We start from the raw sequence: 24,728 nt of genomic DNA on the forward strand, positions 1-24,728 counted from the left end.
CATGCGTGTTCTTGTTCTCGCCGCTGCTGTTTGCGCCGCCGCCTTTCCGGCCATCGGCCAGACGCCCGTCACCAACGATCTGACACCTACGCTTGAGCCGCAACGGTACCGGATCTGCAACGACAGGCCCGAGCGCCCGGCATGGGTTGAAAATGTCCCTCCCCGCGAAGCCTACAAGGCGCTGACCGTGATGGCCCTCTATGAATTGCGCTCGTGGGAAACCATCGTGGCAAATGGCGATTGTTCCTGCGAAACACGTTTCCCGGATTGGTCTGTTGCAGACGCTGAATATACCGAGCGCTTCGCGGACCTTCCGCAGGCTGAGCACACGCAAACCCAACGGGTATTGCGTCGCCAGGCCAATGACTTGCGCCATGCAGTTCAAACTGTCTGCGAAGCGCAGGGCAACTGGTAATGGGCGTCGTCAGCTGGATGGTCGGTTCAGCCGATAGCTTCCTCGCCTCGGCTGCGGAATCGCAGTTCGGGGCGGTGGCGAGCAATATCGGCACGATCACCCTGCTGATGGTCACGCTCTCCCTGATTGGTCTCTGCATCAACATGGCCTTCCAGTACCGCAGCATGGATGGCGCAACCTTCTTCTGGTATCTGCTGAAACTGACCCTGATCGGGTTCTTCGCCTTCAACTGGACCCGTTTCAACGGGGTCGCGAATGCGGTGATCGGCGGTCTGGACTATATCGCAGGGGCGCTGGTCGCATCGGTTGGGGGTGGTGGGGCTGGCGCGACCCACTTTGCCGGTGAGTTCGACAATCTGATCGAACGGTTCTCGGCCTATCTGAATGCCATCGGCAATAACTTGGGGTGGATGACAGGCGCGATCCTCGGCGGCATCGGCCTCATTCTGCTCAGCATCCTCGGCTTCATGACCGGGATCGTTCTGATCTTCGCCAAGATGATGCTCTCGCTGATGTTGGGCCTGGCGCCAGTGATGATCGCCATGTCGCTCTTCGATGCGACCAAGGACTTCTTCCACCGCTGGGTCTCGACCACCGTCAGCTATGCGTTCTACCCGGTGGTGATCGCCGCGATGTTCTCGACTGTGGTGGGCATGGCAAACGCCCTCCTTGCGCAGGTTGGAGACCCGGAATCCGCCACCAACATCGGCTCACTCATCCCCTTCTTCGTCATGATCTTCCTGGCGAAGGGCTTCGTCGCGGCCACGCCTCTGATTGTGCGCGGGCTGTCGGGGAATTTCATGGTGGTGGCGGGACCAGCGGTTGCAGCCGGGACTGCGGCAATGACCCGCGGCATGCTGAATACGCGCGGCGTGCAGGCGCGCGAGCGCATGGGAAATCTCAGTACCGGCGAAATGGTTGGGCACCAGATCGCTAAGAATGCACCTGCCGTGAAATCTGCCGCTCTGGCCGCCGGCGGGCAAGTTGTCCGGGTCGCGGAGAGAGCGCGGCGGCTCGGGAAGTAGTCGACCGCAGGGAACCTACCGTTCAAGTTTAGTACCGTAACGAGGAGAGATAAGATGCTGTACACCTTCGCGGAATTCCAGATTCAGGGCTATGTCGGCCGTAGAACCGAGCTTGGCGGCGGCAAGGTCCTGAAGGTCAGCATCGCCGCAACCGACAGCTGGAAGGACAAGGACAGCGGCGAGTTGCGCGAGCGCACTGACTGGAACACCGTCACCCTTTTTGAGCGCAGCACGGCGGGTTTCGCCTGGCTGAAGGAGAACCTGAAACCCGGCGACCTCGTCCATGTGAGGGGGCGGATCGGCGAGAGCAATTACGCCAAAGACGGGCAGACCGTCTATGAGACCTCACTCACGGCTGATCGCTTTGCAGTCGTGCCGGTCGGGAAAGATGGGTAAGGGTTGCACTGCAACCCGCCTTCGCAGCGGTCTTCTGAACCAGATGTATCTCGCTGGCTATTCGGGCCGCCAGCCGCCACGCTGGCTGCGTCTGCTGCTGGCCGGCTCGTGCTGGCATCGGGCGTGGCTGCTCGGGCAGTTGGGCTTCTTCCTCGAGAACGGGATAGGCTACGGACCTGCCAACCCCTATCCCGGTTGCTTTTCGCCCGAGAAACGGGAGAAGGCGTCCTCTGAACAGGTGCCGTAGTGATCTGCGCCTGGCCCAAAGCTCTGTAACAGGGTCTTCCGGCTGTCAGTCACACTCTGACCCAAGGGTTAAGCAAGATCACCCCTGTGTCCCTGAAACCACCGGTGTTGCGGGTCACGACCGTGAAACCGTGGACCAGCCCCGTCGCCGCTATCAGCGCATCACGTTCTGATCTCGGATCAGGAACATGTAGACCCGCGCATCGCAGCGCCACGCTTGTATCCACCGGCAAAATCCGGTCCTGGAACTCCGGCAGGACCCGTTCTGCGAACCATGCCCGCAGCATGGCTCCCTGCACCGCATCGCGCCGCTCGATGCGGCGCACACCGATATCCAGCTCCATCACGGTAATTGCCGAGATGAACAGTGCCCCGGCATCCTGACCGCCCAGCCAGGCGGTGACATTGGCATCGGCCCTGCCATCCCCCGCCTTGCGCAACTCGGAAATCACATTGGTGTCGAGCAGGAACATCAGGACAGATCGGCCGGTCGGGACATGATCTCAGCCTTTGTCGGCTCGAACTCGATGTCAGACAGTCCTGGCACCGCAAGAGCATCGATGATGTTGCGGCGCTGGCCGCTCATCTGCTGATACTGGGCAAAGCTCATAAGGACATGGGCCGGCCGGCCTCTGTCCGTGATGAACACCGGACCGTCAAGCGCCGCACGTTTTGCCCGGGCCAGATCCTGGTTCAGTTCACGGCTGCTGATCGTATGAATCGTCATCGCGGCCTCCGATTGTGGTTACGTTACTACATGTGAAACCTGCGACGAAAGTCAAGGCTGGGGATCTTGGCGATCAGTCTTCTGCGGATGAGCGGGAAGGGCGGAGAGCCGCCTGACGGCAGTGCGGCATGGCGTCCGCAGCAACATTACGGGAGCAACCGTTCGGACAGCCCGCAGCGAGATCGCAACTGATCCAGCCGAAAGGGCGGAAAGCGGTCATGCGGCAGTGCGGCTTGGCACCCGCAGCTAGGCTAGAATTGCGGTCATTCGTGACCGAACAGAGAGCAGAAACTCCCATTAGTCGGCGCGCCTCGCCAGCTCGCCTATACCCTCGGGAAAACAGCGGCTTTTTCCGAGGACAAGTAGAGGATAGCGCGGCACAATATTGCGCGGAGCTAACTTCAGAAACACTCTTATTTGGAATGCATGGCGGTGCGCTACCGTGCACTTGCATCACAGGCGACGGAGCGGGACAACAGAAGGAAGGATACTAGGGGGGCGTATGATCAATCGAGGTTCGGAATGGCACCGTTGGGAGCCGCATATCCATGCGCCCGGCACCTTGTTCAACAATCAGTTCAAAGGTCCGAATGCCTGGAGCGACTACTTCACTAGTCTCGAACAGGCAGCGCCGGTAATCCGCGCGATCGCGGTGACCGACTATTATTGCACCGATACCTACCAGCACTTCGTGCGGGAAATGAAGGAAAACGGCCGCCTACCGGAGGTCGCGCTTGTCTTCCCCAACGTCGAGCTACGGCTCGACGTCGCCACGGTGAAAGAACGCTGGACCAACATTCACCTTCTCGTCTGCCCCGACGATCCGAAGCATGTCTCGGAGGTTGAGCGATTTCTCAGCCGGCTGAGATTTGAAGCCTTTGGTGACAACTTTGCCTGCACGCGAGAGGATCTTGCTAAGCTAGCGCGGAAGTCCAAGCCGGAGCTGACGGATGAGCGGGCGGCGTTTCGCCATGGCGCCTCACAGTTCAAGGTCAACTTTGGCAAGTTGCGCGAGGAGTACGGCAGGAGCGATTGGGCGAAAGAGAACATCTTGATCGCAGTCGCCGGCGCCGAAACCGATGGCACGTCCGGCATCCGCGACGCCAATGACGCGACCCTGCGTCAGGAGATCGAGAAGTTCGCGCACGTCATTTTTGCCAGTAGCCCGGCGCAGCGGGATTTCTGGCTCGGCCGGAAAAGCGGCGTCGGAGAGGATCTGCTTCGCGAGCGATATGACGGGTGCAAACCGTGCTTGCATGGCAGCGATGCGCATGAGCAGACGACCGTCGCCAAACCCGATGGCAATCGCTATTCTTGGATTAAAGGCGCGCTGGAATTCGATGCGCTACGCCAAGCCTACATCGATCCCGCAGGACGGGCTTATGTCGGACCTCATCCCCCATTTCGGGCGACACCAGCACGCGTTGTCGCGGAGGTTGAATTGACCGGCGCCGACTGGGCGCAGACGCCCAAGCTCGCGCTCAACCCCGGTTTGGTCGCCATCATTGGCGCCCGGGGCTCGGGCAAGACCGCGCTTGCGGATGCGATCGCGGCGGGATGCGACGCGACGGATGGACGATTGAGCAATGCGTCATTTATCGTGCGAGCGCGTGAGCATCTCGACGGGGTGGGTGTCCGGCTGAGCTGGGAGACCGGGGATCCGTCGGTGCGCCCCTTGCTCGACGACTCGTTTGATCCGTCGCTCTACCCGCGAGCGCGGTATCTTTCCCAGAAATTCGTCGAGGAGCTTTGCTCGGCTGATGGCCTCAACGACGAATTGCTGAACGAGATCGAACGGGTCATTTTTGAAGCGCACAGCACGCTGGAACGCGACGGAGCGACGGATTTTGGCGAGCTGCTGGAGTTGCGGACGATCGTGTTGCGCGACAACCGCGACCGTGACGAAGAGGCCATCGAGACACTCTCCGATCAAATCGGGCTCGAGCGCGAGAAGCAGAGCCAGATCGCGGGCCTCAAATCGCAGATCACTCAGAAGGACGCGCTGATCGCCGACTATATCAAGAGCCGAGACAAGTTGGTAACCGCAGGCAGCGCGGAGCGCGTCGCGCGGCTGAATGCGCTCACTGAAGCGGCCGATTATGTCCGGACGCAGATTCGGCTTTGGTCGCAGGAGAGCCAGGCTCTGCGCTCATTGCAGAACGACGTATCGGATTTCCGAACAAATCGCGCGCCGATGGCCCTGCGAACGACCAAGCAGAATTTCGTTGGTGCACATCTCGACGACACGTCGTGGGAGGTATTCCGGCAGACCTACGCTGGCAACGTCGACGGGACATTGACCGAGCGGCTGGCCAAGGCCGAGAAGGCGACTGCGGGGTGGCGGGGTAAAGAGCTGCCGCGTAAGGCGAGCGACCAGGAGCCATTTGTCGCTGACGACGCCGAGCTGAAGCAATTGTCGCTCGGCGAACTTGAGGCCGAGATCGGCCGCATTCAGCGCCTCATCAACATTGATACGGACACCGCCAATCGCTTGCGCACGATCACCACCAAGATCGGGGACGAGAACGCCGCACTGAAACGTCTGAAGGATTCCCTAGCCGACTGCGAAGGCGCGGCGGCGCGGACCACCCAGCTCCAATCCGATCGAGAGAAGGCCTATTTGCGGGTCTTCGAATCCATCGCCGCCGAAGAGCAAGTGCTGCACGCGCTGTATCGACCGCTCATGGACCGGCTTGCGCAAGCGTCCGGGACACTGCGCAAATTGTCGTTCTCGGTGTCGCGCCATGCGGACGTGCATCGCTGGGCGACGGAGGGCGAAGGCCTGTTCGACAAACGGCGCACCGGCCCGTTCAAGGGCGTAGGCACGCTGGAGGCCTGGGCCGACGCGCTGCTGAAGCCGGCGTGGGAATCGGGCGATCCAAAAGCCGTTGCCGAGGCCATGGCGGGATTCCGTCAGGCCCATCAGGCCGAACTACTCGATCTCTCCGAGGTGCCGCGATCACAGCAAGCGGATTATCGCTCCTGGCTGAGACGCTTCGCCAAGTGGCTTTACGGCACCAGCCATATCGAGATCAGCTACAGTATCGACTACGAAGCCGTCGATATCCGCAAGCTCTCTCCGGGCACGCGCGGCATCGTCCTGCTGCTGCTCTATCTTGCCTTGGACGACAGCGATGACCGCCCGCTGATCATCGACCAGCCGGAGGAAAACCTCGATCCGAAGTCGATCTTCGACGAGTTGGTAGAGCTATTCATCGCCGCGAAAAACGTACGCCAGGTCATTATGGTGACGCACAACGCGAACCTCGTCGTCAACACGGACGCCGATCAGGTCATCGTCGCGTTCTCCGGCACTCATACGCCCGGCAAGCTGCCACCCATCCGCTATTTGTCGGGTGGCCTCGAAAACGCAGATATGCGCAAACATGTCTGCGATATCCTCGAAGGCGGCGAGCGCGCCTTCAAGGAGCGCGCCCGCCGTCTTCGCGTCCGCCTAGATAGATAGGACAGCGAGATGGCTGCGCACAAAATTGCCGTCTCTGATACGGGACAGCCCCTCGGCCCGCTGGCAGAGCGCGGCTGGTTTCTTCATTGCAGCGAAGGCATGGACTCAGACGCCACAGTGAAGGATCTGGGCAAGTTCGGTGATCGCCTCGGCACTCGCGTTGCAGGCCGCGCCGGCGCGCTCGAAGAAGTCATCGAGCCTCACGGTGCCGACAATGCGCATCCGCGATCCTTGAGCGTCCGCTACGGCCTAGACGCCTTGCCGTTCCACACAGAACTCAGCCATCGCACCAGACCATGCCGCTACCTTCTCCTCGGGTGTATCGACCCAGGATCGCCAGCAGCGGCGACGATGCTGCTCGACTGGCGAACGCTTGGCTTTTCGTCGGAAGAGCTTGACCTTCTCGAAGGCACGCCGGTGCTCGTTCGTAGCGGTCGGCGTTCCTTCTACTCGACGATCCTCGCGCCGGGAGGAGCCTTCCTGCGATACGATCCCGGCTGCCTTGAAGCCGTTGACCAGCGCGGCCGTATGGCCCTGGCGCTCATCGAGGACCGGATCGCCGCCGCGTCGCCCCAAGCCCATCACTGGCGCCAGGGCGACATCCTTATCATCGACAACTGGCGCGTCCTTCACGGGCGCAGTCCGTCGGGCCCAGGGTCCGGCCGACGCCTCGCAAGGATTCTCATCGATGCCTGACGACGTCTTCATCGCCATAAACGGCGACGCGCTCCACGCGAAATCGAAGGTCTACATCGGCCGCGCGCTGGCACGGAAGAGCGCCGGCGATCTCGACGAGTATCAGCTCTGGGCCTCTCTTGCGCTTGAGCTGCTCGGCAAGGCCGCGCTCGCCCGCAAGCATCCGAGCCTCGTGGTCGATCCGATGCACTGGCAGTCGATGTTCGTCGCCGCCGGCATCAACGTCACCACAGACGTAAAGACGATCACCGCCAAGACCTTGTTCGAGCGCCTGGCCCATCTCGTCCCGCGCTTCGACAAGACGGTCCAGAAATTCTGCCAGGACATCGCGGAGCGTCGAAACGCCGAGCTGCACTCGGCCGATCTTCCGTTCCGGACGATGCGACTCGACGCTTGGGAGGCACGCTATTGGCATGCGAGCGACACGATCTTGCACGAGATGGGTTCATCCCTGGAGCAATGGCTCGGCGCGGCCGATGCAAAAGCGCCCCGCCAGCTTCTCGATGAGGCCGCCAAGGCCCTCGCGGCGGCCGTCAAGCTGCGCGTCGAGGCCGCCCGCGAGCAATTCGAGGCGTTGAAGAGGGCAGAGCGCGAGCGCCTGACAGCCGAAGCAGAATTGCGCGAACCGCAGCACCAGATGGGAATCTTCAAGGGCCGCTACGACGAGATCTGGTCGGAGAGCTGCCCGGCCTGCAAATGCCGAGCCTTCATGACCGGCGAGCAAACCGGCGAAGACATCAGCGAGGAGCGCGATGAGCATGCGATCTGGGAAGTCGTCGACCGCGAGTTCGTGGGTGAAGAGTTTCGCTGCCCGACATGCGATTTGACGCTGATGGGAAGCGACGAAATCGACGCCTCTGGGCTGAGCTACATCCACGAGGACCAACAAGAGCGTGAAATGGAGTACGAGCCGGACTACGGTAATGACTGATCGCAAATGGGGACAGGCGCAACGGGGCAAGGCCTATGCCGGTTTACTTCTTAGGCGAGGATGACAACGGGTGCTCGCCGATCAAGGTCGGCGTCGCCAAGGACATTGGCCGGCGGAAGAGCGACCTGCAGACCGGCAATCCGCTCGAACTCAAACTACTCGGCTGGATCACATCGGCCGACGATTTCGAGACCGAGCGCGATCTGCATCGACGCCTCGCATCCCGGCGCGGCCGCGGCGAGTGGTTCTACATCGAGCCGGCCGATGTCCTGCCTTTCCTGATGGAGGTCGGACAGCGCGGTTTCGTCGCAAAGAACGCCGATGCCTTCGAGATCACCGGCTACGATCGCGACGCCATTCCTGAATATCTCGGTGTGTGGGAATGGGCTGACCTCGAAATCGACGAATGCTGTCCCTTCTGCGGATGCCTGGGCGGAATGCATTTTCAGGAGGCCTCTCAGATGCACTACTGCATCCAGTGCGACACGCTCACCGACTTCTCGGAACTGTCCCCGGATGACCGCGACGGGCCATAGGATTGACTGGCTCCTCCTGTATCAGGACGAACTTAGCGATCTTGATAATAGTTATCAAGTAGTGGGCAAGTGATGGTGGGTTTTGGTCGATTACCAACCAAGTTCCGGAGGCCAAACTGGTTCGCACCGACTGCCGATCAGTTCGACAATCAGGCTGCTTGGGCGCAGGCCCTTGAGAGCACTTTGGATGATCGTTCGACGACGCGAAGGCACGGGCAGATCACTGTGCAGCATGGTGAGAGAACACCTCTGTGCCACCGTCGCCCAGGATGAGCGCTTCATTGCAGGCTGGCCGGTTTCTGGTCTTGGGCCGGGGGTGTCGGTCTGCGAATGTACCACAGCTACCACGCTGGATTCACCAAATGAATTGCTCACAGGACCTGTGCAAAAGAACTTACCAGCACTCATTGCTTTCCGGAATCTGACACGATGCGCCCATCCTCCAGAGTCAGGATCCGGTCCGCGCGGTCGAGGATCCTGGGATCGTGGGTCACAAGCAGTGTTGTTGTGCCGCGCGCCGCGCCTAACCGCTTTAGGAGGTCCACCACATCGGCGGCGCTGTCCTTGTCCAACGCAGCGGTCGGTTCATCTGCCAGCACAAGCGCCGGGTTTCCGACCAGCGCACGCGCCACGGCCACCCGCTGCTTCTGGCCGCCGGACAGGTTCGCGGGCAAGTAATCCATCCGGTCGGACAGCCCGACCAGACCAAGCGCGCGCGCCGCTGCCTTTTGTGCGATGTCATCCGGCACGCCGGGGCGCACCTGTGCCCCCATGACGACATTTTGCGCGGCGGTCAGGCTTTCATGTAGGTTATGAGCCTGAAAGATGAAGCCGAGTTGCTGACGCTGCCGCGTAAGTTCGTCCGCGCCTGCGCCCAGCAATTCGCGGCCAAGCAACCGCACGGAGCCGTCCTGCACGGCCCGCAGGCACCCGACCAGCGTCAGTAGCGTGGTCTTGCCCGAACCCGACGGGCCCATCAGCACCGTGAAACTTCCGCGCGGCAGGCTGAGGGTGATGTCGAGCATGGCCTGTTTGCGGGCGTCACCCGTTCCGAACCAGTGGTTGAGTTCCTTTACCGCAACGATGGGCGCATCTGTCATTGTCTTCACCTTTCAGAACAGGTCGGCGGGATCAGCCGCGGCAAGCCGCCGGGTTGCAATCACCCCCGACAGCGCCGAAAAGACGACCGTTCCCACGAAAACGGTCACAGCCATGCCCGGCGTCATCAGCAAGGGCAACGTCGTGACCTTGGCCATCAGCGTCAGGATCGCGGTGCCGATCGCAAGCCCTGGAAGAAAGCCCAACAGGCCCAGCACCAGCGCTTCCTCCAGCACGATGCCCAGAAAGAAGCGCGGGCCATAGCCCATTGCCTTGAAGGTCGCGTATTCGCGCATGTGGTCTGCCACGTCTGCCGACAGCACCTGATAGACGATCACCAGCCCCACCAGCACACCGATCAACACACCAAAGCCGAAGATCACGCCGGTCGGGCGCTGGGTCTGCTGATAGCGCAGATCCTCTTGGGCGGCATCGGCATAGCTGCGTACACGCAGGGTCTTGTCCGAGATCACGCCGCGCAACCGCGCCACGGTTGCGGTGACATCTGCGCCGAGGCGCAGGCGCAGCAGGATGTGGTCGGGCGCGGCGGAGGTTCGCGAAGGGAACAGCGACAAAAAGGTCTGATCCGACACCAGCATGAATCCGTCGCCGCCAAAGCCGCCGCCACCTGCAAAAGTGGACAGGGCGGTCAGCGTGCGCCCGAGGGTTTCAAACCGCAGCGGCGTTTGCGGGCGGATCGCGGCGGCCTCATCCGCAGGCAGGCCGCGTGCCAGCCGGTCAAGGATAGCCACGCCCTGCACCTGCAACAGATGCAGGCCGTCCGACATGGTCGGCGCAAGAAAGGCGGGTCGGGCCGGGTCGATCCCGAATGTGGTGAAGACAATCTCGTTGCCGCCCCGGTCCCAGGGCACATTCCCCACGAACAGGCCCATCCCTTCGGTCACATCCGGGTCGGCCAAAGCTTGCAACATCCATTGACGCGCGACATTGTTTCCCTCGGCCAGAGCATTCGCATTGCCGGCCGAGATCATGACATCTGCCTGAAAAAACCCATAGGGTTTGAGCGTCGCCGTCGCCATCGAGTTCATCAGCCCAAGCTGCACGAACACCAGCACATTGGCGAAAGCCACACCTGCCAGCGCAGCGGCAAAGCGTCCGCGCTTGTGGGTCAGTTGCAGCCAGCCGATGGGAAGTCGCCCGAAGACCCATTGCAAAAGGCGGCTCATGGCGCGACCCGCGCCCGCGCGCCTGTGTCGATGCGGGCGACGGCTTCGAGGTTTGTGTATCGTGCGGCGATGATGGACGACTCGGGTTCCAGCACGACCAGCACCCGGATGACGCGCGCATCCGAATTTGCGGCGGCATCGTCCGAGATCAGCCCCTGCCGTCCAACGGTCAGGCCGATGCTGTCCACCGTTCCACGCAAGGACCGCCCAAGCGCATCGGCGACAATCTCGACCGGCTGGCCAAGGGCCACCGAGGCGATGCGGTCCTGCCAGATTTCCACTTCGGCCATCATCTGGCCGGTGTCGCCCATCTCCATGATCCCCTCGGCAGGCGGACGCTGGCCGGGGGTGGCGTGGATATTCAGGATCGTGCCGTCGATGGGGGCGCGCACCTCGGCCCGGCCAAGGTCCATGCGGGCACGTTCCAGTTCGGCTTCAGCGGCGGCAACATTGCGGGCGGCGACAACAACATCGGGCTGATCGTCAACCGCAAGTGAGGCAAAGCGTGCCAGCGTCGCCTCGGCCCGGGCGACGGCCTGCGCCGCCTCACTCGCGCGCGATTGCGCAGTATCGAGCGTGGCCGTTGTGGCGACCCCGCGTTCGCTCAGTGCCTGTGTCCGCTCAAGACTTGCAGCCGCTTCAGCCGCACCGGCGCGGGTCTGGTCAAGCGTCGCCTGCGCTTCGGCACGGCTGGCCTCGATGGAACTCCGGGTCTGCATCAGCGTCGCCTGCCGCACGGCAAGGTTCGCTTCGGCCTGAAGCACGGCCCCCTCCAGCGCCTGGGCATTGTCCAACCGTGCCAGCGGATCCCCCCGCGCCACCGTGTCACCGATTGCGACCAGAATCTCGGCCACCCGCGCATCCCCCGCCCCATAAGGTGCTGCAACCACGGCCACGTCCCCGCGCGGCATGATCCGCGCCAGTCCCACCACATCGGAGGGCAACAGCGTCTCGGCCAGCTGCACGGGGAGCACGATTTCGGGCGGCAATGCGATCGGGCTGTTGGAACCGCCACCCGGTTGCAGGCCCGACATTTCGTAGAAACGCTGCAATGCGGGCGGCTGGAAATACATGCCGAGTACCCCGCCCGAGAACATCAGCACCGGGATCAGCAGAACCAGCAAATATCTTTTGTGAAACACCTGGCGACGCGGCGGGGGGGCATCGGGACGTTCCAGATCAATGGGCAGGGTGGTGTCATCAGTCAGGGGCATGCCCGGTTTCCTTCACTATTCGGCGCCGTCAATCAGCCGGGCGGATCATCCGCAGCATCAGATTATTTTTGAGAACAATGCGGTGGAACAGCACGGCAAGAACGTGCAGCACGATCAGCGCAAGAAGTGCGATCTTCACCACATTATGGGCCTCGGCGCCAGCCGCGATGTCGCCAAACCATGCCATCGCACCGGTGACCGCCATGGCAGCAAGCAGCACGTAAAAGCCCCAATGTGCGACATGGCTCAGCGTCTTGAGGGGGGCAGGCTCATTTTCCGGCGCGGGCGGCACGCCACGGGTCAACCGCAACACGAGGCGCCAAAGCACGAAGGCCAAGATCAGCATACCCCCCGCGACATGGGCAAAAACGAGTGGCGAAAAGGCAATTTCCTGTCCCTCGGAATAGGCATCCCACGCGGACGAAATTCCGTCCTTGAACATGTATTGCCCCGCCACAAGCACGGCCACAATCCAATGCAGGCCGATTTGAGTGGCGGAGTATCCGGTTGTCTGTTTCATGGTCTGTCCGTTTATTTGCGAAGCAGCCGGGCGCGGCATGCCGCGTCCGGCCCTTTTTCCCCAAGCCTTATTCAGAGTCAGTGGCTGCGTCATTGACGTGCATCAGACGCATCCGGGCCATCATCTGCGCAGGGAACGCCATTTCCTCGGCGCTGATTTCGCCATTCTGATCGGCGTCCAGCATCCGAAACGGGCGGTCTGCCATGCCGCGTGTCATTCGCGCGAAAAGGCCCGAGAATTCATCCTGCGACAGCGCGCCGTTGCCGTCGGCATCATGCTCAGCCAGCAGCGCGGCAAGACCTGTGTCCATCTCCGCTGTGGACACCTTGCCGTCGCCATCCGTGTCAAACGACTGATAGACCGGGTTGTCGGCCATGTTGCCCATGCCCATCTGGCCCATGGTCATCGCCCCATGACAGAAGGCGCAGAAAGTCACAGATCCGAGACCACCTAAAGGCCTTCATCTCCGATCCGAAGCATCGTCATAGGCACGTCGCTGCTTTGTGCAAGCCAACTTCATGAATGCATCGATCGCACGCCCCTCATCCGGATGCTGTTCGATCACGATCTACCCCCGCTGCCCAATGCCGCCTCACTCCCGGATCAGACCCATGCCATAGAGACCCGATAACGTGGCAGTCCAATCGTTCAGAAGGGCGGAGAGCAGACTGACGGCAGTGCAGCTTGGCGCCCGCGGCGAACTTGGGATAGTGGTCACTCATGCACTCCGCAGCACAGGTTGCTCGCCTTTGCCTATCACGCGGTGAATGGTGGACGTTCGCCGCGCGTATCACGAATGACAACAGTGCGCTGGAAAGCTGTCATTTGAATGAAAATCATTGAAAATAGTTGCGCATGGGCTGCGTCTGATTGTCTGAGGTTGCTTGCCTCCCGCGGCGGGGTAGTAGTTAAGTCTTTCGCTCATTCAATGACCTCCGCACCATCTCCAGCGCCCTTCGCGGATCGTTTAGCTTTCGCCTTCGCGCCAGACTTTGGCTTCTCGATCCATGCGAAAGCCCATTTGTAGCCGAGAGCATGCAATTCGCGCGCTGCCTGTCGGAACGACACCAAGCTGAAGAAGGGAAGTTTCGGCTTATCCGATGCAACAATGACGCTGTAGACGACGGTGAAATCACCACGGGTGAAGTCAGTCCCGGAATTTGGGATGATCTCCTCGTAACCGGTCTGTCCGGTTTCAGCCTGGACCGCGATCACTTCGTTTCGAACGCTGTCGCGTGACGGCGGGTCGGTGGCAAGGACACGCGCGGAGACGGTTCCTTGACTGAAAAGGTGACTGAGTCGAGAGGAGGACGTCTTGTCCTTAACATGGATCAGTTGACGCCCACGGCCTAGAAAGTCGCAGGCTTCAATCTTACTTGCAGCACCTGTCGGCTTGATAAGCCGACGATCTAGGCAGACCATGTCCGCATCAAGGCCCGCGACGCGCTTGTTGTAGGTCTCTTCTGTCTCGTCAGCCTCAGCGGCAGGCATATCGACCTTGCTTGTCGTGTCGAAAAACTCTTGCACAGCTTTAGCTAGGTCCTGGTCAATCTGATACCAGCGGCCTCCAGAGAAAACGTAGGTCAGGCCATCGAATTCTGTTTCGAACACTATGCATTCCCGTAACTTCCACTTCCCACCACAGTCGTGACCATCATCATCGACTTCGTGGACAGTGTGATTGCGGAGGTCCTCGTCCGAGTAACCGGCTTTCTCGCGCTCCTTCAATGCGTCCAGGTAACCGGGCAAGTCGAGGTCGGCATAGAGCTGCCAGCTTCGAAAACCCTTGTAGCGGATGAGGCTTGACTTCTCAGGGTCGTAAATGACCGGAAATGCGAGGTGAATACCGTCTGTCTCGCCTTCGTCAACCGCCTTCGCCAAAGCTCCGACCAGCTTGGCGTCCAGCTTGTCGATCAATTCTTGCTCACGGATGTGTCGAATCTGGTCGATCCAGCCGAAGTCGGCTTTGTAGCTGGTCTTCTGGTAGATTGCATACGTGTCCGCACAGGCCTGGGCGAGTTTCGCAATCTCAAGCTTTCGGTTGAGCGTTAGGCCGTCGGTCCCTGCCACATAGGAACCGAACGCGTCATCTTTGGGTGTCCCTGCCAACCCGCGGACGAGGTCGCGCTCGATGTCGATGGCGAAGGCAGTCTGATCGGAGCCCCGGCTGGTCTGCGTGCGGCGGGACAAAGTATTCTCATCGGGTGTCCGAACGTCCGCGCTTTTCAATTGCTTCGGGTCAACAGCATTGAGGACGACGCGCAGCCCAAAATCCTGCTCGAACGCCGCAGGATCGAGCTTGACGTGACCCATGCCAAAAGACACGGCGAACCATCGCCCTGACGCTGGGACGAACACGAGCCCGAAGGCTGTATGGTTGAAGACTTTCTTCTTGTCGTCTTCCGACAGTTCGAGGAAGCGCGCCCATTTTGGCGCGCCGCCGCCAAGCGTTGCCAATGAAATGAGAGCGCCTTCCAGCTTGTCCCACGATGCGAGATCAACACCGTCGCGAACTGCGTCAGCGGGGGCGAGACCATCTCTCAAGAGGCGAATCGAAAGCTTCTGGATATTGCTCATTTAGCGGCCTCCATTTCGGTCACATGGGGAGGTGGGGTGTGCTTGATGGCGATCGTGACTGTCTTCCCGGTTTCCAGCACCTGCCGGACAATCTCGCTGAGTACAGCGGATTGCTCAATCGAAGTGCCTACCCACGATCCGGCCACGAGCCCGACAAACTCCGAATTGTTGATTCGACGACCGACGTTCTTGAAGGTCAGAACCTTGCCCCCGCGCGGCCCCGTGAACAGACCAGCGACATCTGCCCGCTTCCATAAATCGAGAGGCAGATAGATACCCTTGAAGAGCCCTTTGTCGTCCGGGTTGAAGACAACGCGCGGACAGAATTTCAGGAAAAATGGGTTATCCGAAAAGCGGAACCCGTCAGGGTGCTTGCCACTTGGGACCTTCCTGATCTCCTCCAGAAGGGTCTCCATCCGCTCAACTTCGTCGCAGAACTGATCCTTCGCTTGCCAACGAAATTCCACCTCGTCTTCGCGCTTCTCCATCGCCTTGTACTGGACCATTACGAAGCTACGGTAAGCTTCGTTGAAGTAGATCAGGTCGGCGCCCGTCTGTTGTTCGAGGGGTAGACGGTTAGCCATGATCACCGTCAAACGTTTTGACGAATCTTCATCGCTCGCGAACACCTTCGAGCCGTAGTGGGTGGTCTCACCCATAGCTTCAAAGCCCGGCACCGTAGAGAAGTCGGACAAAAGCATGGCATCTTCCCGAACCTGTGCCCCCGGCAGTCCATCCAGGAAGGATTGCTGTGAAGCGTCCCTTGGGGTCCACGCCAAGAGATCATCTCGCGATATACCAGCAATCTCAAGTGCGAGGCCGAGCGTTTCCTTCTGGTAGGCGAGGTTTTCGCGGGCACGGGGCTCGAGCCGCCGCAGCGCTTGGGCGCGACGCTCGGAATAGCGCGCAAGGCGCGGGCTGACGGTCTCATCGAGTTGCGTAATACGATCAACAAATGCGCCGAGGGATTTCGGTGGGAGAAGGCCGCCTGTTTCCAAGCGATGCTTAACGTGCCGGGCAACGCGTGTGCCGATACCAGCAAGGATCTCATCGAAGCTCACGGGCCGCTTCAGCGGTTGGAGCTCTTCGAGATTCAGTCGGTCAAGGCCTGTGCCCGCTGACTGTCCCTTTCGGCCGCCGGCGATATGGGTGATGAAGCCATCCTCGAAGGACGCGAAGACGCAAAGCGGCGCTCTTCGGCTGTGGTCGAAGCGGGAAACAGGTTCCGAAACAAAGGGTTTTGGCGAATAGAAGGAACCGCCGTGCTCGGCTTCGTCGAGAAGCAGCTTTCTCCTTTGCGTGGGTACCTGCAAAATGTAGCCACCAGCCGCCACCATTACTCTACGCCCTTCTTCGTGGAGGGGGTATCAGGGCGAAAAGTCCAACGCATCCGGGCGCGTGGCTGGCCTGAAAAATAACAGAATACTTCGGATGTAAGTTTGACCTTCATGGTGCGTCCGCAATGTATTTTGATCTTTATCTCTTCTCGATATGCGCTCGAATTATCCAATATCCTCCGACAAAATCAACCAGAGCATGTCCGTCACATGCTTCATTTCGCTAGCCTAAGGTAGTTGCCTTGGCTTCACTGGGGATCATAAGTTATGTGCGCAGCGGCACGTCGAGTATTGGTCGCAGTGGTTCGAGTTGAGTAGCGTATTTTCGCACAACTTGATCGTATAGGTCAGAGATACCCTTTGCCTGTACACTCACAACAAGCGCATATGGCAAATTAGGGGCGCTGGAAAAGTTTCGTCCTTCGATTCTCGAGTTATAGTGAATATCGAAGACAGGGTTCAGCAGCGAGTTGCCCCGCATTCGTTTCGTCGCGTACAGGCAGTTTTCCCATTTCATCGCATCACGGCGCAGCTCGTCTTCACCGGCCCCGCTTGGGGAGGAGCCAAAGAAAGATTTCGAGTCGGGATGGACCTGGCCGTCCCGGCTGAAGCGCTCATCATGCGGGCGGAACGTAACTTCGAGTCCTGCTCGGGTATAGTTTCCTGGATGGTGAGGGTCAGTCTGAGATTTATAGACAACCGTTGCGGAGAGAGAAACCATGCCTGCGATTTCTCCTGCGGGAACTGGGATTGCAGCGCGGATATACTTTGCCGGGGATATCTCCCCTTGATAAACGATGCGGACCTCATCATCGGCGCACAATACAATGTCATCGATTTCTTGCGCTGCTCGACCCCAGCCGACTTCGCGCATATCGTGATCTCGGCGCTCGGCGGTATGGACGAGTAGCGCACGTATCGCGAGATGATTTAGGTTCTTGCCAAAATGTGCCCGAACTCCGCTTGCCATGCGTATAATACTTGGCGTGGCGAATGATGTCCCACCTGTGCCGACAACTGCGGGATTCATCTCAGGACTTAACACGAGGAACGGTCGTTCTATTGAACCGCCAAACCCGACGAGGTCAGGTTTTATTAGGCCGGGACTGCGCCCTGGCCCCTTTGAACTGTAAGGGGCACGCTGCCAATCTTTATCGGGGGTGTTACACGCTCCCACGGCCAGGGCGTTCACGCAGTCTGCTGGAACTTGGACACGGTCTAGGCCGAGTATCGCGTCTCCGTCTCCATCATTTCCGACAGCAACTGCAGCCAATGTCGATGTGTTGGACAAGCGATCATCAAGGACGGCTGTCCAAGCGTGCACGTCGTCATCCTCAATCGGAAGGCTCGGACCGATACTCAGGTTGATGAAATCGTAGGTCTGGCTAGACAGAACACCTTCTATTCGCTCAAGCACTTCGTAAAGTTCATGAAGGTTCTGGGCCGGATTGTCGTCAAGGACCCGGTAGTGGTCGATCGGCGCAAAAGGACGAGGTGCTGGGCGCCGTGGATCCAGGGTGCCGAACAGGGCCGCTGAGCTAACCGCTACGCCGTGCTCGTGGAACTCGGCACTTGCTGGACGCATTCCGTGCAGCTCGTAAGGCGTAACCCACTGCGTGATCGGATGACCTGCGGGCACTCCACCGTCAAAGATTGCAACGCGCACGTCGTTCGAAATCGGAGCATCGACGGGTAAGACTGGGCGTGCCGCCGGCAGGCCGGGGGATCGGATCATCGGACGAAGGACGCGGAGCTCTGGCATCCTGCGCAGCGCACGCACAGTTGAAAAAGTCGCAACTTCTTCGGCTCGTTCAGCGGGGGCATCAAGCTCTAAGAAGCAAAGGCCCTTGGCGTAAAAGCGTCGTCCAAGCTCGATCGGAACGTCACGGGCGCGCAAGAACCGCTGGAAAGCAGACAATATGTCTGCCTCTCCCTCCATGCCGTCCGCGTGAAGCACAACTTCCATGGGAAGGACACCTTTACTCGGCATGCTACCCTTGATCTTGTCGCTCGGCGATGGTGCCGCAATGACTTCTATGGCTCCTAGGTCATCCGCACCCCGGCGGTTGGACGCCCAATGCGATAAGCCCTCGCTCCAATGTCGCAGTGCGGCTCGGGAGCCACGCGCGAACAATTCCGTTGTCATCGCATCGACGGGCTCGCGGTCACGGGAGCGCTTCTCGGGCTTCACTCTTCGAGGGCGGCTACCGACAACTTCGATCCCCACGTCGCGTAATAGGTCTGTCGGAAAGTAGGATTTGGCAATGTACTCGGGGTTGAGGGTTAGCGAGACGATTGCTTGATCGTTTGGATAGGCATCTGCCGGCAGTCGATCAAGGTCGACGACCGCTTGATCAAGCATCGGCACCAAGCGGCGCCTCGCTTCTTCGAACGTGTAGGGCGCGGCCTTAGGTCCGCCTCCGCCCCTGACCGTTACATCCGAAGTCAGGCGCTCACCGCGACCCAGAAGAAAGTTCTGTTTCATCATTCCCTCACTCCGAATCGTTCCCTAAAAACCTTTTGAACGCAGACGGTCGCGGATCGTCTCGCGTGCCACACCTGTCAGTTCGTGCGCACGCCTCTGCGATGCAATACCGGACTCGGCAAGTTGCACCGCTAGTTCGATGCGCTCATTCTTAGGGCGATCATTGACCGACAAAAGGGTGGCCAAGTGATCGCTGATCGATGTTCCATTGAGTGCGGCCGAGCGCCTTGCACTATTCACTTTCCGCTCGATGTCACTGAAAGATTGCCCTGACAAGGCGAGCGATAGAACGTCCGACCATTCCCTAGCATTGGGCTCAACAAGCTCTAGAAGGCTGTTCACGAAAGCACGCACCGCCTCGCGATCGGGCAGGCCAAACGCGACTTGTTCCTCGAAGCGTCGCCACACTGCGGGGTCAAGGAGTTCGGCATGGTTTGTTGCCGCCAAGAGCAGGCCCGACGACGGCCAGTCATCCAGTTGTTGCAGCAATACTGTTACGAGCCGTTTCAATTCACCGATTTCAGCCGCATCATCCCGGCGCTTGGCAATGGCGTCTAGCTCGTCAACCAGAAGCACGCAGTCGATCGACTTTGCATAGTCGAGAACGTAACGCAAATTCGTCCCCGTCCGCCCCAGATAGCTGCTCATCACAGCTGACAGATCTAGAATAAGAAGCGGCCTATCCAGTTCGCGAGCAATCCATCGCGCCGCCATCGTTTTGCCAACCCCAGGCGGGCCAGTGAACAGGACTGTGCGTGTTGGCTCTAGTCCGGCATGAGTCAGCGCCTCTAGGCGCATGCGCTCCTCGACCAGGCGCCTTAACATGTCCTGTACGGCGTCAGCATAGATGGGCTCATGCGGGAGTACTGGGCGCTCCTCCTGCCGCAACAACTGGAACCGGCTATCCGTATCTACCGGCAGGGCGACTGTCGGAGAGCGGCGCAGGGTCGATGAGCGGGTCGGACGCTTGCGTAACAGCTCCACAAGCGCGCTCGCCAGGCTTGGATCTTCAGTCCGCTTAGCAATGCGATGGAGGAACGCGTGCACATCTTGCTGGCGATCAGACAAGGCAATCCGCGCCAGGTGGATGAAATCTTCTGAAATTTTTTCAGATTCTTCCATTTTGCTCATCATTGCCTCGCACTTCATAGATATATTTGAACTGTATAGTGGAAGATTTTTTTGATTACCATCAAGAAATCTTCCGCCTGCATGCCTGGTGTTGCCGAAGCCTTCGCCTAATGGCTTAGGTGATGAGCTGAGTGAGCCGCGCTCACTCCATCAGGCGCTGCGCCGGAATGCCAACGAGAGGTGGGGTAGAGGCAAACTGCGAGCCACAGGCCTCGCGGCATACCGTGCCGCGTTTAAGCCCCTTCCGCGGGTGGCGCACCGCAGGGCAGAGCGACCGCCCTCCTGGGTGTGTGCAGGTGCCATGCGACGGTAGAGTGGTCTCGCAGGCTGCCGGTTGCGTGCTGCGGAGCACGACTAACGGCAGCTATGAGGAACGCTGCAAAGCAGCATCTTGTCTGTGCGACCGTCCGCAAAGGGCCGAAACTGCTGACGCCTCGGCCCCGGTCAAAGAAGGCATGCACTGAACCCGCTCGGGTTTAGCCAGTGGCTCCCAGGCCTCCATGTCCAGCGATGATCTCGGCGGTCGTGACGACAGCTTTCTGAACCGCAAGGCGGCTTTCCTCAGTCTGCCCAAGCGCGGAAAGGTCCAAACTGATCGGCTCTGGCGCGAGAGCCAGCGTTCCACGCCGGGCTGGTGCTCGCAACACCGGCTTCGGGTCGGGCGGAGTATCTGGTCCCTGCCCTCGCGCCGCTCCCTGCTGTACCGCCTGCAACTGCTGCGCCAGTTTCGCAACCGCCGCCTCGGCCTCATGCAGCCGTGAATCGTATTGCCGCTTTTCGGCGTCCGGATTAGGAAGATCCCCCTTCTGCCCGGCATGGATCACCTTCAGGGCCGGATCCTCATAGTATTTGATGCGCCGCGCCCGGATCGGCATCTGGGCATCAACCACGAGGATTACCTCGTCCAGATCCAGCCGCCGCGCCTCGTCCTCGTTGAGGAGCGGTGTTTCCTCGGTGCGCTCGGTGACGCTACGGCCTTCAAAGGGATTTCGCCCTACAGAACGTGATCGCGTGACCACACGCTTGGTCGTCTTGCCGACAGCCTGACTCAGCTCTTCAATGGTCTTCTGGTCCGAAGGTGTCAGATAGAGTTTCACCCCTGCCCCGCCTTGCAGCGATCGACGGGTGTTCTCGCCATAGATCTCGTCCAGTGCAGGGATGGTCTGGGTGACGATGGCAAGGTTGCCGCCATAGGACCGCAGCGTCTTGATGCTCTCGGCCACGATCGGCATCTTTCCGAGCCGATCAAACTCATCAAGCATGATCATCACCGGCCAGGGCTCATCCTTTCCGGGTTCAGCGGCCTGCAGCGAGGCGATCAGATCCGAGAAGAACAGCCGGATCAATGGTGCCAGCGGCCCAACCATCTCAGATTCCACCACCAGATAAATCGCATGCGGCTGCCGGCGGATGTCTCGGAACGAAAAATCCGAAGTTGCCGTTGCTGCGTCGATCGCCCGGTTGTCCCAGGTATCGAGGCCGGACGTCATCAGCAGCGAGAGGTAGGAGGTCAGCGTGTCGTTGTTGGTCGAGGCCATGCGCTCGAAAATCAACTTGGCGGAAGGGTTCTTCACCTCCTCCGCGCGCTTCAGGAACTCCAGCTGCTTGTTCCCGCCCGAGGCAGTGATGCGATAAATCTCGCCGATGGTCGGGTTGCCACGCTCAAAGGCCAGAAGCCCGGCCGCTACGAAGAGATCAATCCCGCCGGCAAGCAGACCGCTGAGCTTTTCGTTGTCGGTCTGCAGGAAGAGCTTGGCAGTCAGCTTCAGCTCCATCTGCTGGCGGTTGGGGTTCTTCAGTGCCGCGATCCGGGCCAGCGGGTTGTAGCGATGCGTCGGTCGCTCCCAGTCGGTGGGCGCGAAGCGAAACACCTTGTCGCCAGTGGAAGCCCTGAACCGCGAAGTCTCGCGGAAATTCTCGCCCTTGACGTCGAGGACCACGGCCGAGCCACGATAGGTCAGCAGGTTCGGGATCACGAAGCCGACACCTTTGCCCCGTCCTGTCGGGGCCACGACCAGGGCATGTGGGAAGGTGCGCGAGACGATGAAGGGCTTCTTCGATTTTGGAGAACCCATCTTGCCGAGCAGGAACCCTGCCCCCGTCCCGGCGAAAAAGCCGTTGCGCTTCATCTCCGCCCGGCTCTGCCAATGCGTGGTGCCGAAACGGGTCAGCGCATCGCCGAGCATGGTCGCGGTAAGGAGGAGGGCCGCGAGACCCGTCCCAAGGATGATGCCATTCACCCAGAGGAAATCCTGCGGGGCCGAGGTTCTCAGCCCCAGCCAGTTCCGCGCCAGCAGAGTGAGATCAAAGCTACTCGTCGAGTGCCCATATTGGACGGCAAAATAGATCGTCGCCAGCACATAGCCGATGGCAAGCCCGAGCAGGGTCAGAACCACCGCGCCTAACAGCATGCGGCCCTTATCCATGGGTGATCCCCTTCTCGCCATGGGAGAGGGAATGCCTCAGATCCTCGCCGTGGCGCTCTTCCACGATCCGCTCGAGCACCCGGTCCATTGCCGGATCATTGGCATGAACTTCTCTGGCCTCGAGATATGCCCGCGCCAGCTGCAGCTGCTCGAGCGCATTGGGGGTGATCCGGTCCAGCACCTTCGCATCGCCGCGGTGCAGATCATCGATTTCGGCTGGGGTCAGGCGGTCATTGACCTGCTCGACAAAGCGCTGGCGCGCCGCATCCGAGGCCAGATCCACCTTGCCATCGACCGCCTGTCGCAAGGCGGAGGCCAGTTGGGGCGCTGTCGCATCCAGATTGCGGCGTTCCGCATAAGCTTGACGGGTGTCGTCCTCAACCTCGGCCAGCCTCTCGATGATACGGTCGCGGGACGCGCCTGCGGCATGGAGCTGGTTGATTTCCAGGCTGACGGCATCGCGGATTTGCTCTTGTGGGGTCTCGGCCCGGAGGCGCGCCATCTCGCGAACTTCTTCGGTGATCGGACCGAGCCGGATCGACGGATCACGCTGCGCGAGATCCATATCGCCGGCATGGAGGGTACGATGTGCGGCCCGAATGCCGTTCGCTGGAGGCTGAATGACATCGGTGGCCTTTTCCCAGGCCATGGTGGCAATTTCGGCATGCTGGGGCGAGCGCTCGGCAAAGCGGTCGAAGGCCTCTTTCGCCTCGGCCACCTGCTTCTCGCCATCACGCCGCGCCCGCGGGTCATCGGAATAGGGGTAGCTGAAATCCGTCCGCTGGAACTGTTTGATCAAGGCACGGAACTCCTCCCGTTCCGTCGGACTGTAGATGTCCGGCTCGCTGCGCAGGGTTTCGTTGTCAGCCGAAACGCGGTGAGCGGAGGCCTCCGACTGCCGCGCCCCCTCTTCCCTTTCCGGCCCCTCCCTCTCCACATCCTCCACGGCCCGCAGGACGCGGGCCTCGGTCAGCACATCCCCCAGCTTGCCATGCACGGCCTCAAGACGGTCCATCGCCTGATCGCGCTGAACGGTGTCGCGCAGATCAAGCTGCTCCTCCTTCGCGATGGCCCGCAGATCCTGCGCAAGCCATTGCTGCTCCAGCGCCGCATTGCCCGCACCCTCGCGCATCCGGGCCAGAACGGCATCGCTATCGATTCCGGTCCCCTGCACCGCTTCCGTGATGCGGGCTTTGAGGCCCGGAGCTTCAAGCTGATCCCGGTGGGCCTCAACCAGGTTCGGCGCAGCATAGATCCCGTCCGGGGATGCCGGCTCATGCAATGTGTCGGAGCGGTCGCCAAAGGGCTGCAGATGCGAGACCTCGCGCAGCACATCGGTCAATTTGCGCTCGATCACCGGGCGCTCGGACGCAGGAGCGCGTTCGATCAGCCCTTCGATCTGGCGGATGTTCTGCGAGAACCGATCGATCAGTTGGTCAAAATCATGAACGTCATCACTCATATACAACACTCCGTCTGACTGGATACGATCACCCCGGGCAAGCACATCCCCGGCCCGGGACAGGGCTTCCGCAACATCGTGGAAGTTCGAACGCGAGGCCTCGGCGGCGAGGCCCCGATAGATCGCGGCATTGCGCGCCACCTCGGCAATGGCGTGGTCAAAGTCGGCCCCGGTGCGCTGGCGCTCGACCGGCGCCCTGCCCTCTTCCATGGCTTTGCGGATCTCAACATCGCTGGCGGCGCGGGTGAGCACGCCCCGGTCCAGCCGCCGCGTGGCTTCAAGGCGCAGCCCGTGGCGCTCGGCCGCCTCGACCATGGCTTCGCGGAATGCGTCGTAGTTGAAGTGATGATCCTTCCCGAGGAAGAACATCTCGCCATCCTTGCTGCGGCGATTCAGCACGATATGGGCATGCGGATGAGCGCGATCTTCGTGGATCGCCGCGATGTAATCGAACTGCGCGCCGTCCCCTTCGAAGAAGCGCTCGCAGATCTCGCGGGTAATCTCCTGCGCCTCGGAGGAACGTGTGCCGATAGGGAAGGCCATCAGGAGATGTGCGGTATGGCCCAGCTTCGGCGCATGATGCTCGTTCCACTGGTTCTCGAAGCGCCGCGCCACGCGCTCGATCTCACCCGGCGAGAGCAGCTTTTTGCCGTCATGCGTGCCGCGCGAGTCGAGGATGAAGCTCGACTTGGTGGTCAGGTAGGACAGTTGGGCGCGCAGCTGCGCCCCGGTGTGGCAGCCGCCTTGCCGGATCGCCTTGAAGATTGCCGGCGAATGGCCGCGCGCCGCGCGCACCATCTGTGCCCGCTTGCCCAAGCCCCCGGAGGCCGAGCCAGAAACCTTGCTCCAGCCC

20 protein-coding genes are annotated in these 24,728 nt (G+C 60.6%); 7 read left to right on the forward strand and 13 right to left on the reverse strand.

Going from position 1 to position 24,728, the window contains the following annotated elements; all coding sequences use genetic code 11:
* The first annotated feature begins 1 nt into the window (after window position 1).
* From JCM7686_RS22460 to JCM7686_RS22470, 3 genes are read left to right on the forward strand one after another with little or no spacing between them, the layout of a single operon-like run.
* On the forward strand, window positions 2–415 hold the full coding sequence (locus JCM7686_RS22460) for a hypothetical protein (RefSeq protein ID WP_041528413.1): 414 nt from the start codon (window positions 2–4) through the stop codon (window positions 413–415).
* Window positions 415–1,440, forward strand: coding sequence for a type IV secretion system protein (locus JCM7686_RS22465; protein WP_020952589.1), 1,026 nt, complete (start codon window positions 415–417; stop codon window positions 1,438–1,440). Before JCM7686_RS22460 ends, JCM7686_RS22465 begins: the two co-directional genes overlap by 1 nt.
* Window positions 1,441–1,494: 54 nt before the next feature.
* A complete protein-coding gene (locus JCM7686_RS22470) occupies window positions 1,495–1,836 on the forward strand; it encodes a single-stranded DNA-binding protein (RefSeq protein WP_020952590.1) in 342 nt (113 codons plus the stop codon).
* 296 nt (window positions 1,837–2,132) lie between these two features.
* On the opposite strand, the gene JCM7686_RS22480 is transcribed toward JCM7686_RS22470, so the two are convergent.
* Both JCM7686_RS22480 and JCM7686_RS22485 read right to left on the reverse strand, forming a co-directional pair.
* Window positions 2,133–2,558, reverse strand: coding sequence for a type II toxin-antitoxin system VapC family toxin (locus JCM7686_RS22480; RefSeq protein WP_084621310.1), 426 nt, complete (start codon window positions 2,556–2,558; stop codon window positions 2,133–2,135).
* On the reverse strand, window positions 2,555–2,809 hold the full coding sequence (locus JCM7686_RS22485; protein WP_020952592.1) for a type II toxin-antitoxin system Phd/YefM family antitoxin: 255 nt from the start codon (window positions 2,807–2,809) through the stop codon (window positions 2,555–2,557). The genes JCM7686_RS22480 and JCM7686_RS22485 overlap by 4 nt, the downstream gene beginning before the upstream one ends.
* A gap of 502 nt (window positions 2,810–3,311) precedes the next feature.
* On the opposite strand from JCM7686_RS22485, the gene JCM7686_RS22490 reads away from it, so the two are divergent.
* From JCM7686_RS22490 to JCM7686_RS22505, 4 genes are read left to right on the forward strand one after another with little or no spacing between them, the layout of a single operon-like run.
* Window positions 3,312–6,275, forward strand: a complete 2,964-nt coding sequence (locus JCM7686_RS22490; RefSeq protein WP_020952593.1) for a TrlF family AAA-like ATPase — start codon at window positions 3,312–3,314, stop codon at window positions 6,273–6,275.
* 9 nt (window positions 6,276–6,284) lie between these two features.
* Window positions 6,285–6,971 carry a TauD/TfdA family dioxygenase gene (locus JCM7686_RS22495; protein WP_020952594.1) on the forward strand — a complete coding sequence of 229 codons (687 nt, stop codon included), beginning with the start codon at window positions 6,285–6,287 and terminating at the stop codon, window positions 6,969–6,971.
* On the forward strand, window positions 6,964–7,902 hold the full coding sequence (locus tag JCM7686_RS22500) for a hypothetical protein (RefSeq protein ID WP_020952595.1): 939 nt from the start codon (window positions 6,964–6,966) through the stop codon (window positions 7,900–7,902). Before JCM7686_RS22495 ends, JCM7686_RS22500 begins: the two co-directional genes overlap by 8 nt.
* Window positions 7,903–7,937: 35 nt before the next feature.
* Entirely contained in the window at window positions 7,938–8,438 is a 501-nt protein-coding gene (locus JCM7686_RS22505; protein ID WP_020952596.1) for a GIY-YIG nuclease family protein, read from the forward strand.
* Between the two features lie 404 nt (window positions 8,439–8,842).
* Here the strand turns inward: JCM7686_RS22505 and JCM7686_RS22510 are convergent, their stop codons facing one another.
* The 11 genes from JCM7686_RS22510 to JCM7686_RS22565 all read right to left on the reverse strand — a co-directional run bounded on the left by JCM7686_RS22510 (window position 8,843) and on the right by JCM7686_RS22565 (window position 24,673).
* A complete protein-coding gene (locus JCM7686_RS22510) occupies window positions 8,843–9,538 on the reverse strand; it encodes an ATP-binding cassette domain-containing protein (protein ID WP_020952597.1) in 696 nt (231 codons plus the stop codon).
* Window positions 9,539–9,550: 12 nt separating this feature from the next.
* Window positions 9,551–10,723, reverse strand: coding sequence for an FtsX-like permease family protein (locus JCM7686_RS22515; protein ID WP_020952598.1), 1,173 nt, complete (start codon window positions 10,721–10,723; stop codon window positions 9,551–9,553).
* Window positions 10,720–11,937, reverse strand: a complete 1,218-nt coding sequence (locus tag JCM7686_RS22520) for an HlyD family efflux transporter periplasmic adaptor subunit (protein WP_020952599.1) — start codon at window positions 11,935–11,937, stop codon at window positions 10,720–10,722. The genes JCM7686_RS22515 and JCM7686_RS22520 overlap by 4 nt, the downstream gene beginning before the upstream one ends.
* Before the next feature lie 28 nt (window positions 11,938–11,965).
* The gene (locus JCM7686_RS22525; protein WP_041528415.1) at window positions 11,966–12,457 is read right to left on the reverse strand and encodes a cytochrome b; all 492 of its coding nucleotides are present in this window, start codon (window positions 12,455–12,457) and stop codon (window positions 11,966–11,968) included.
* Window positions 12,458–12,524: 67 nt separating this feature from the next.
* Window positions 12,525–12,857, reverse strand: a complete 333-nt coding sequence (locus tag JCM7686_RS22530; protein WP_020952601.1) for an EF-hand domain-containing protein — start codon at window positions 12,855–12,857, stop codon at window positions 12,525–12,527.
* A 521-nt stretch (window positions 12,858–13,378) separates the two neighbouring features.
* Window positions 13,379–15,034, reverse strand: coding sequence for a DUF6119 family protein (locus tag JCM7686_RS22535; RefSeq protein WP_020952603.1), 1,656 nt, complete (start codon window positions 15,032–15,034; stop codon window positions 13,379–13,381).
* Window positions 15,031–16,371 carry a hypothetical protein gene (locus JCM7686_RS22540; RefSeq protein WP_020952604.1) on the reverse strand — a complete coding sequence of 447 codons (1,341 nt, stop codon included), beginning with the start codon at window positions 16,369–16,371 and terminating at the stop codon, window positions 15,031–15,033. Before JCM7686_RS22540 ends, JCM7686_RS22535 begins: the two co-directional genes overlap by 4 nt.
* Before the next feature lie 265 nt (window positions 16,372–16,636).
* Window positions 16,637–18,856 (reverse strand): S8 family peptidase, encoded by a 2,220-nt coding sequence (locus JCM7686_RS24220; RefSeq protein WP_020952605.1) that lies wholly within the window; start codon window positions 18,854–18,856, stop codon window positions 16,637–16,639.
* Window positions 18,857–18,880: 24 nt separating this feature from the next.
* The gene (locus tag JCM7686_RS22555) at window positions 18,881–19,978 is read right to left on the reverse strand and encodes an AAA family ATPase (protein ID WP_041528450.1); all 1,098 of its coding nucleotides are present in this window, start codon (window positions 19,976–19,978) and stop codon (window positions 18,881–18,883) included.
* Window positions 19,979–20,463: 485 nt separating this feature from the next.
* Entirely contained in the window at window positions 20,464–22,413 is a 1,950-nt protein-coding gene (locus tag JCM7686_RS22560) for a type IV secretory system conjugative DNA transfer family protein (protein WP_020952607.1), read from the reverse strand.
* Entirely contained in the window at window positions 22,406–24,673 is a 2,268-nt protein-coding gene (locus tag JCM7686_RS22565; RefSeq protein ID WP_236635926.1) for a relaxase/mobilization nuclease domain-containing protein, read from the reverse strand. The genes JCM7686_RS22560 and JCM7686_RS22565 overlap by 8 nt, the downstream gene beginning before the upstream one ends.
* Window positions 24,674–24,728 lie beyond the last annotated feature (55 nt).

It is taken from the genome of Paracoccus aminophilus JCM 7686 (genome assembly GCF_000444995.1).
Taxonomy (GTDB): domain Bacteria; phylum Pseudomonadota; class Alphaproteobacteria; order Rhodobacterales; family Rhodobacteraceae; genus Paracoccus; species Paracoccus aminophilus.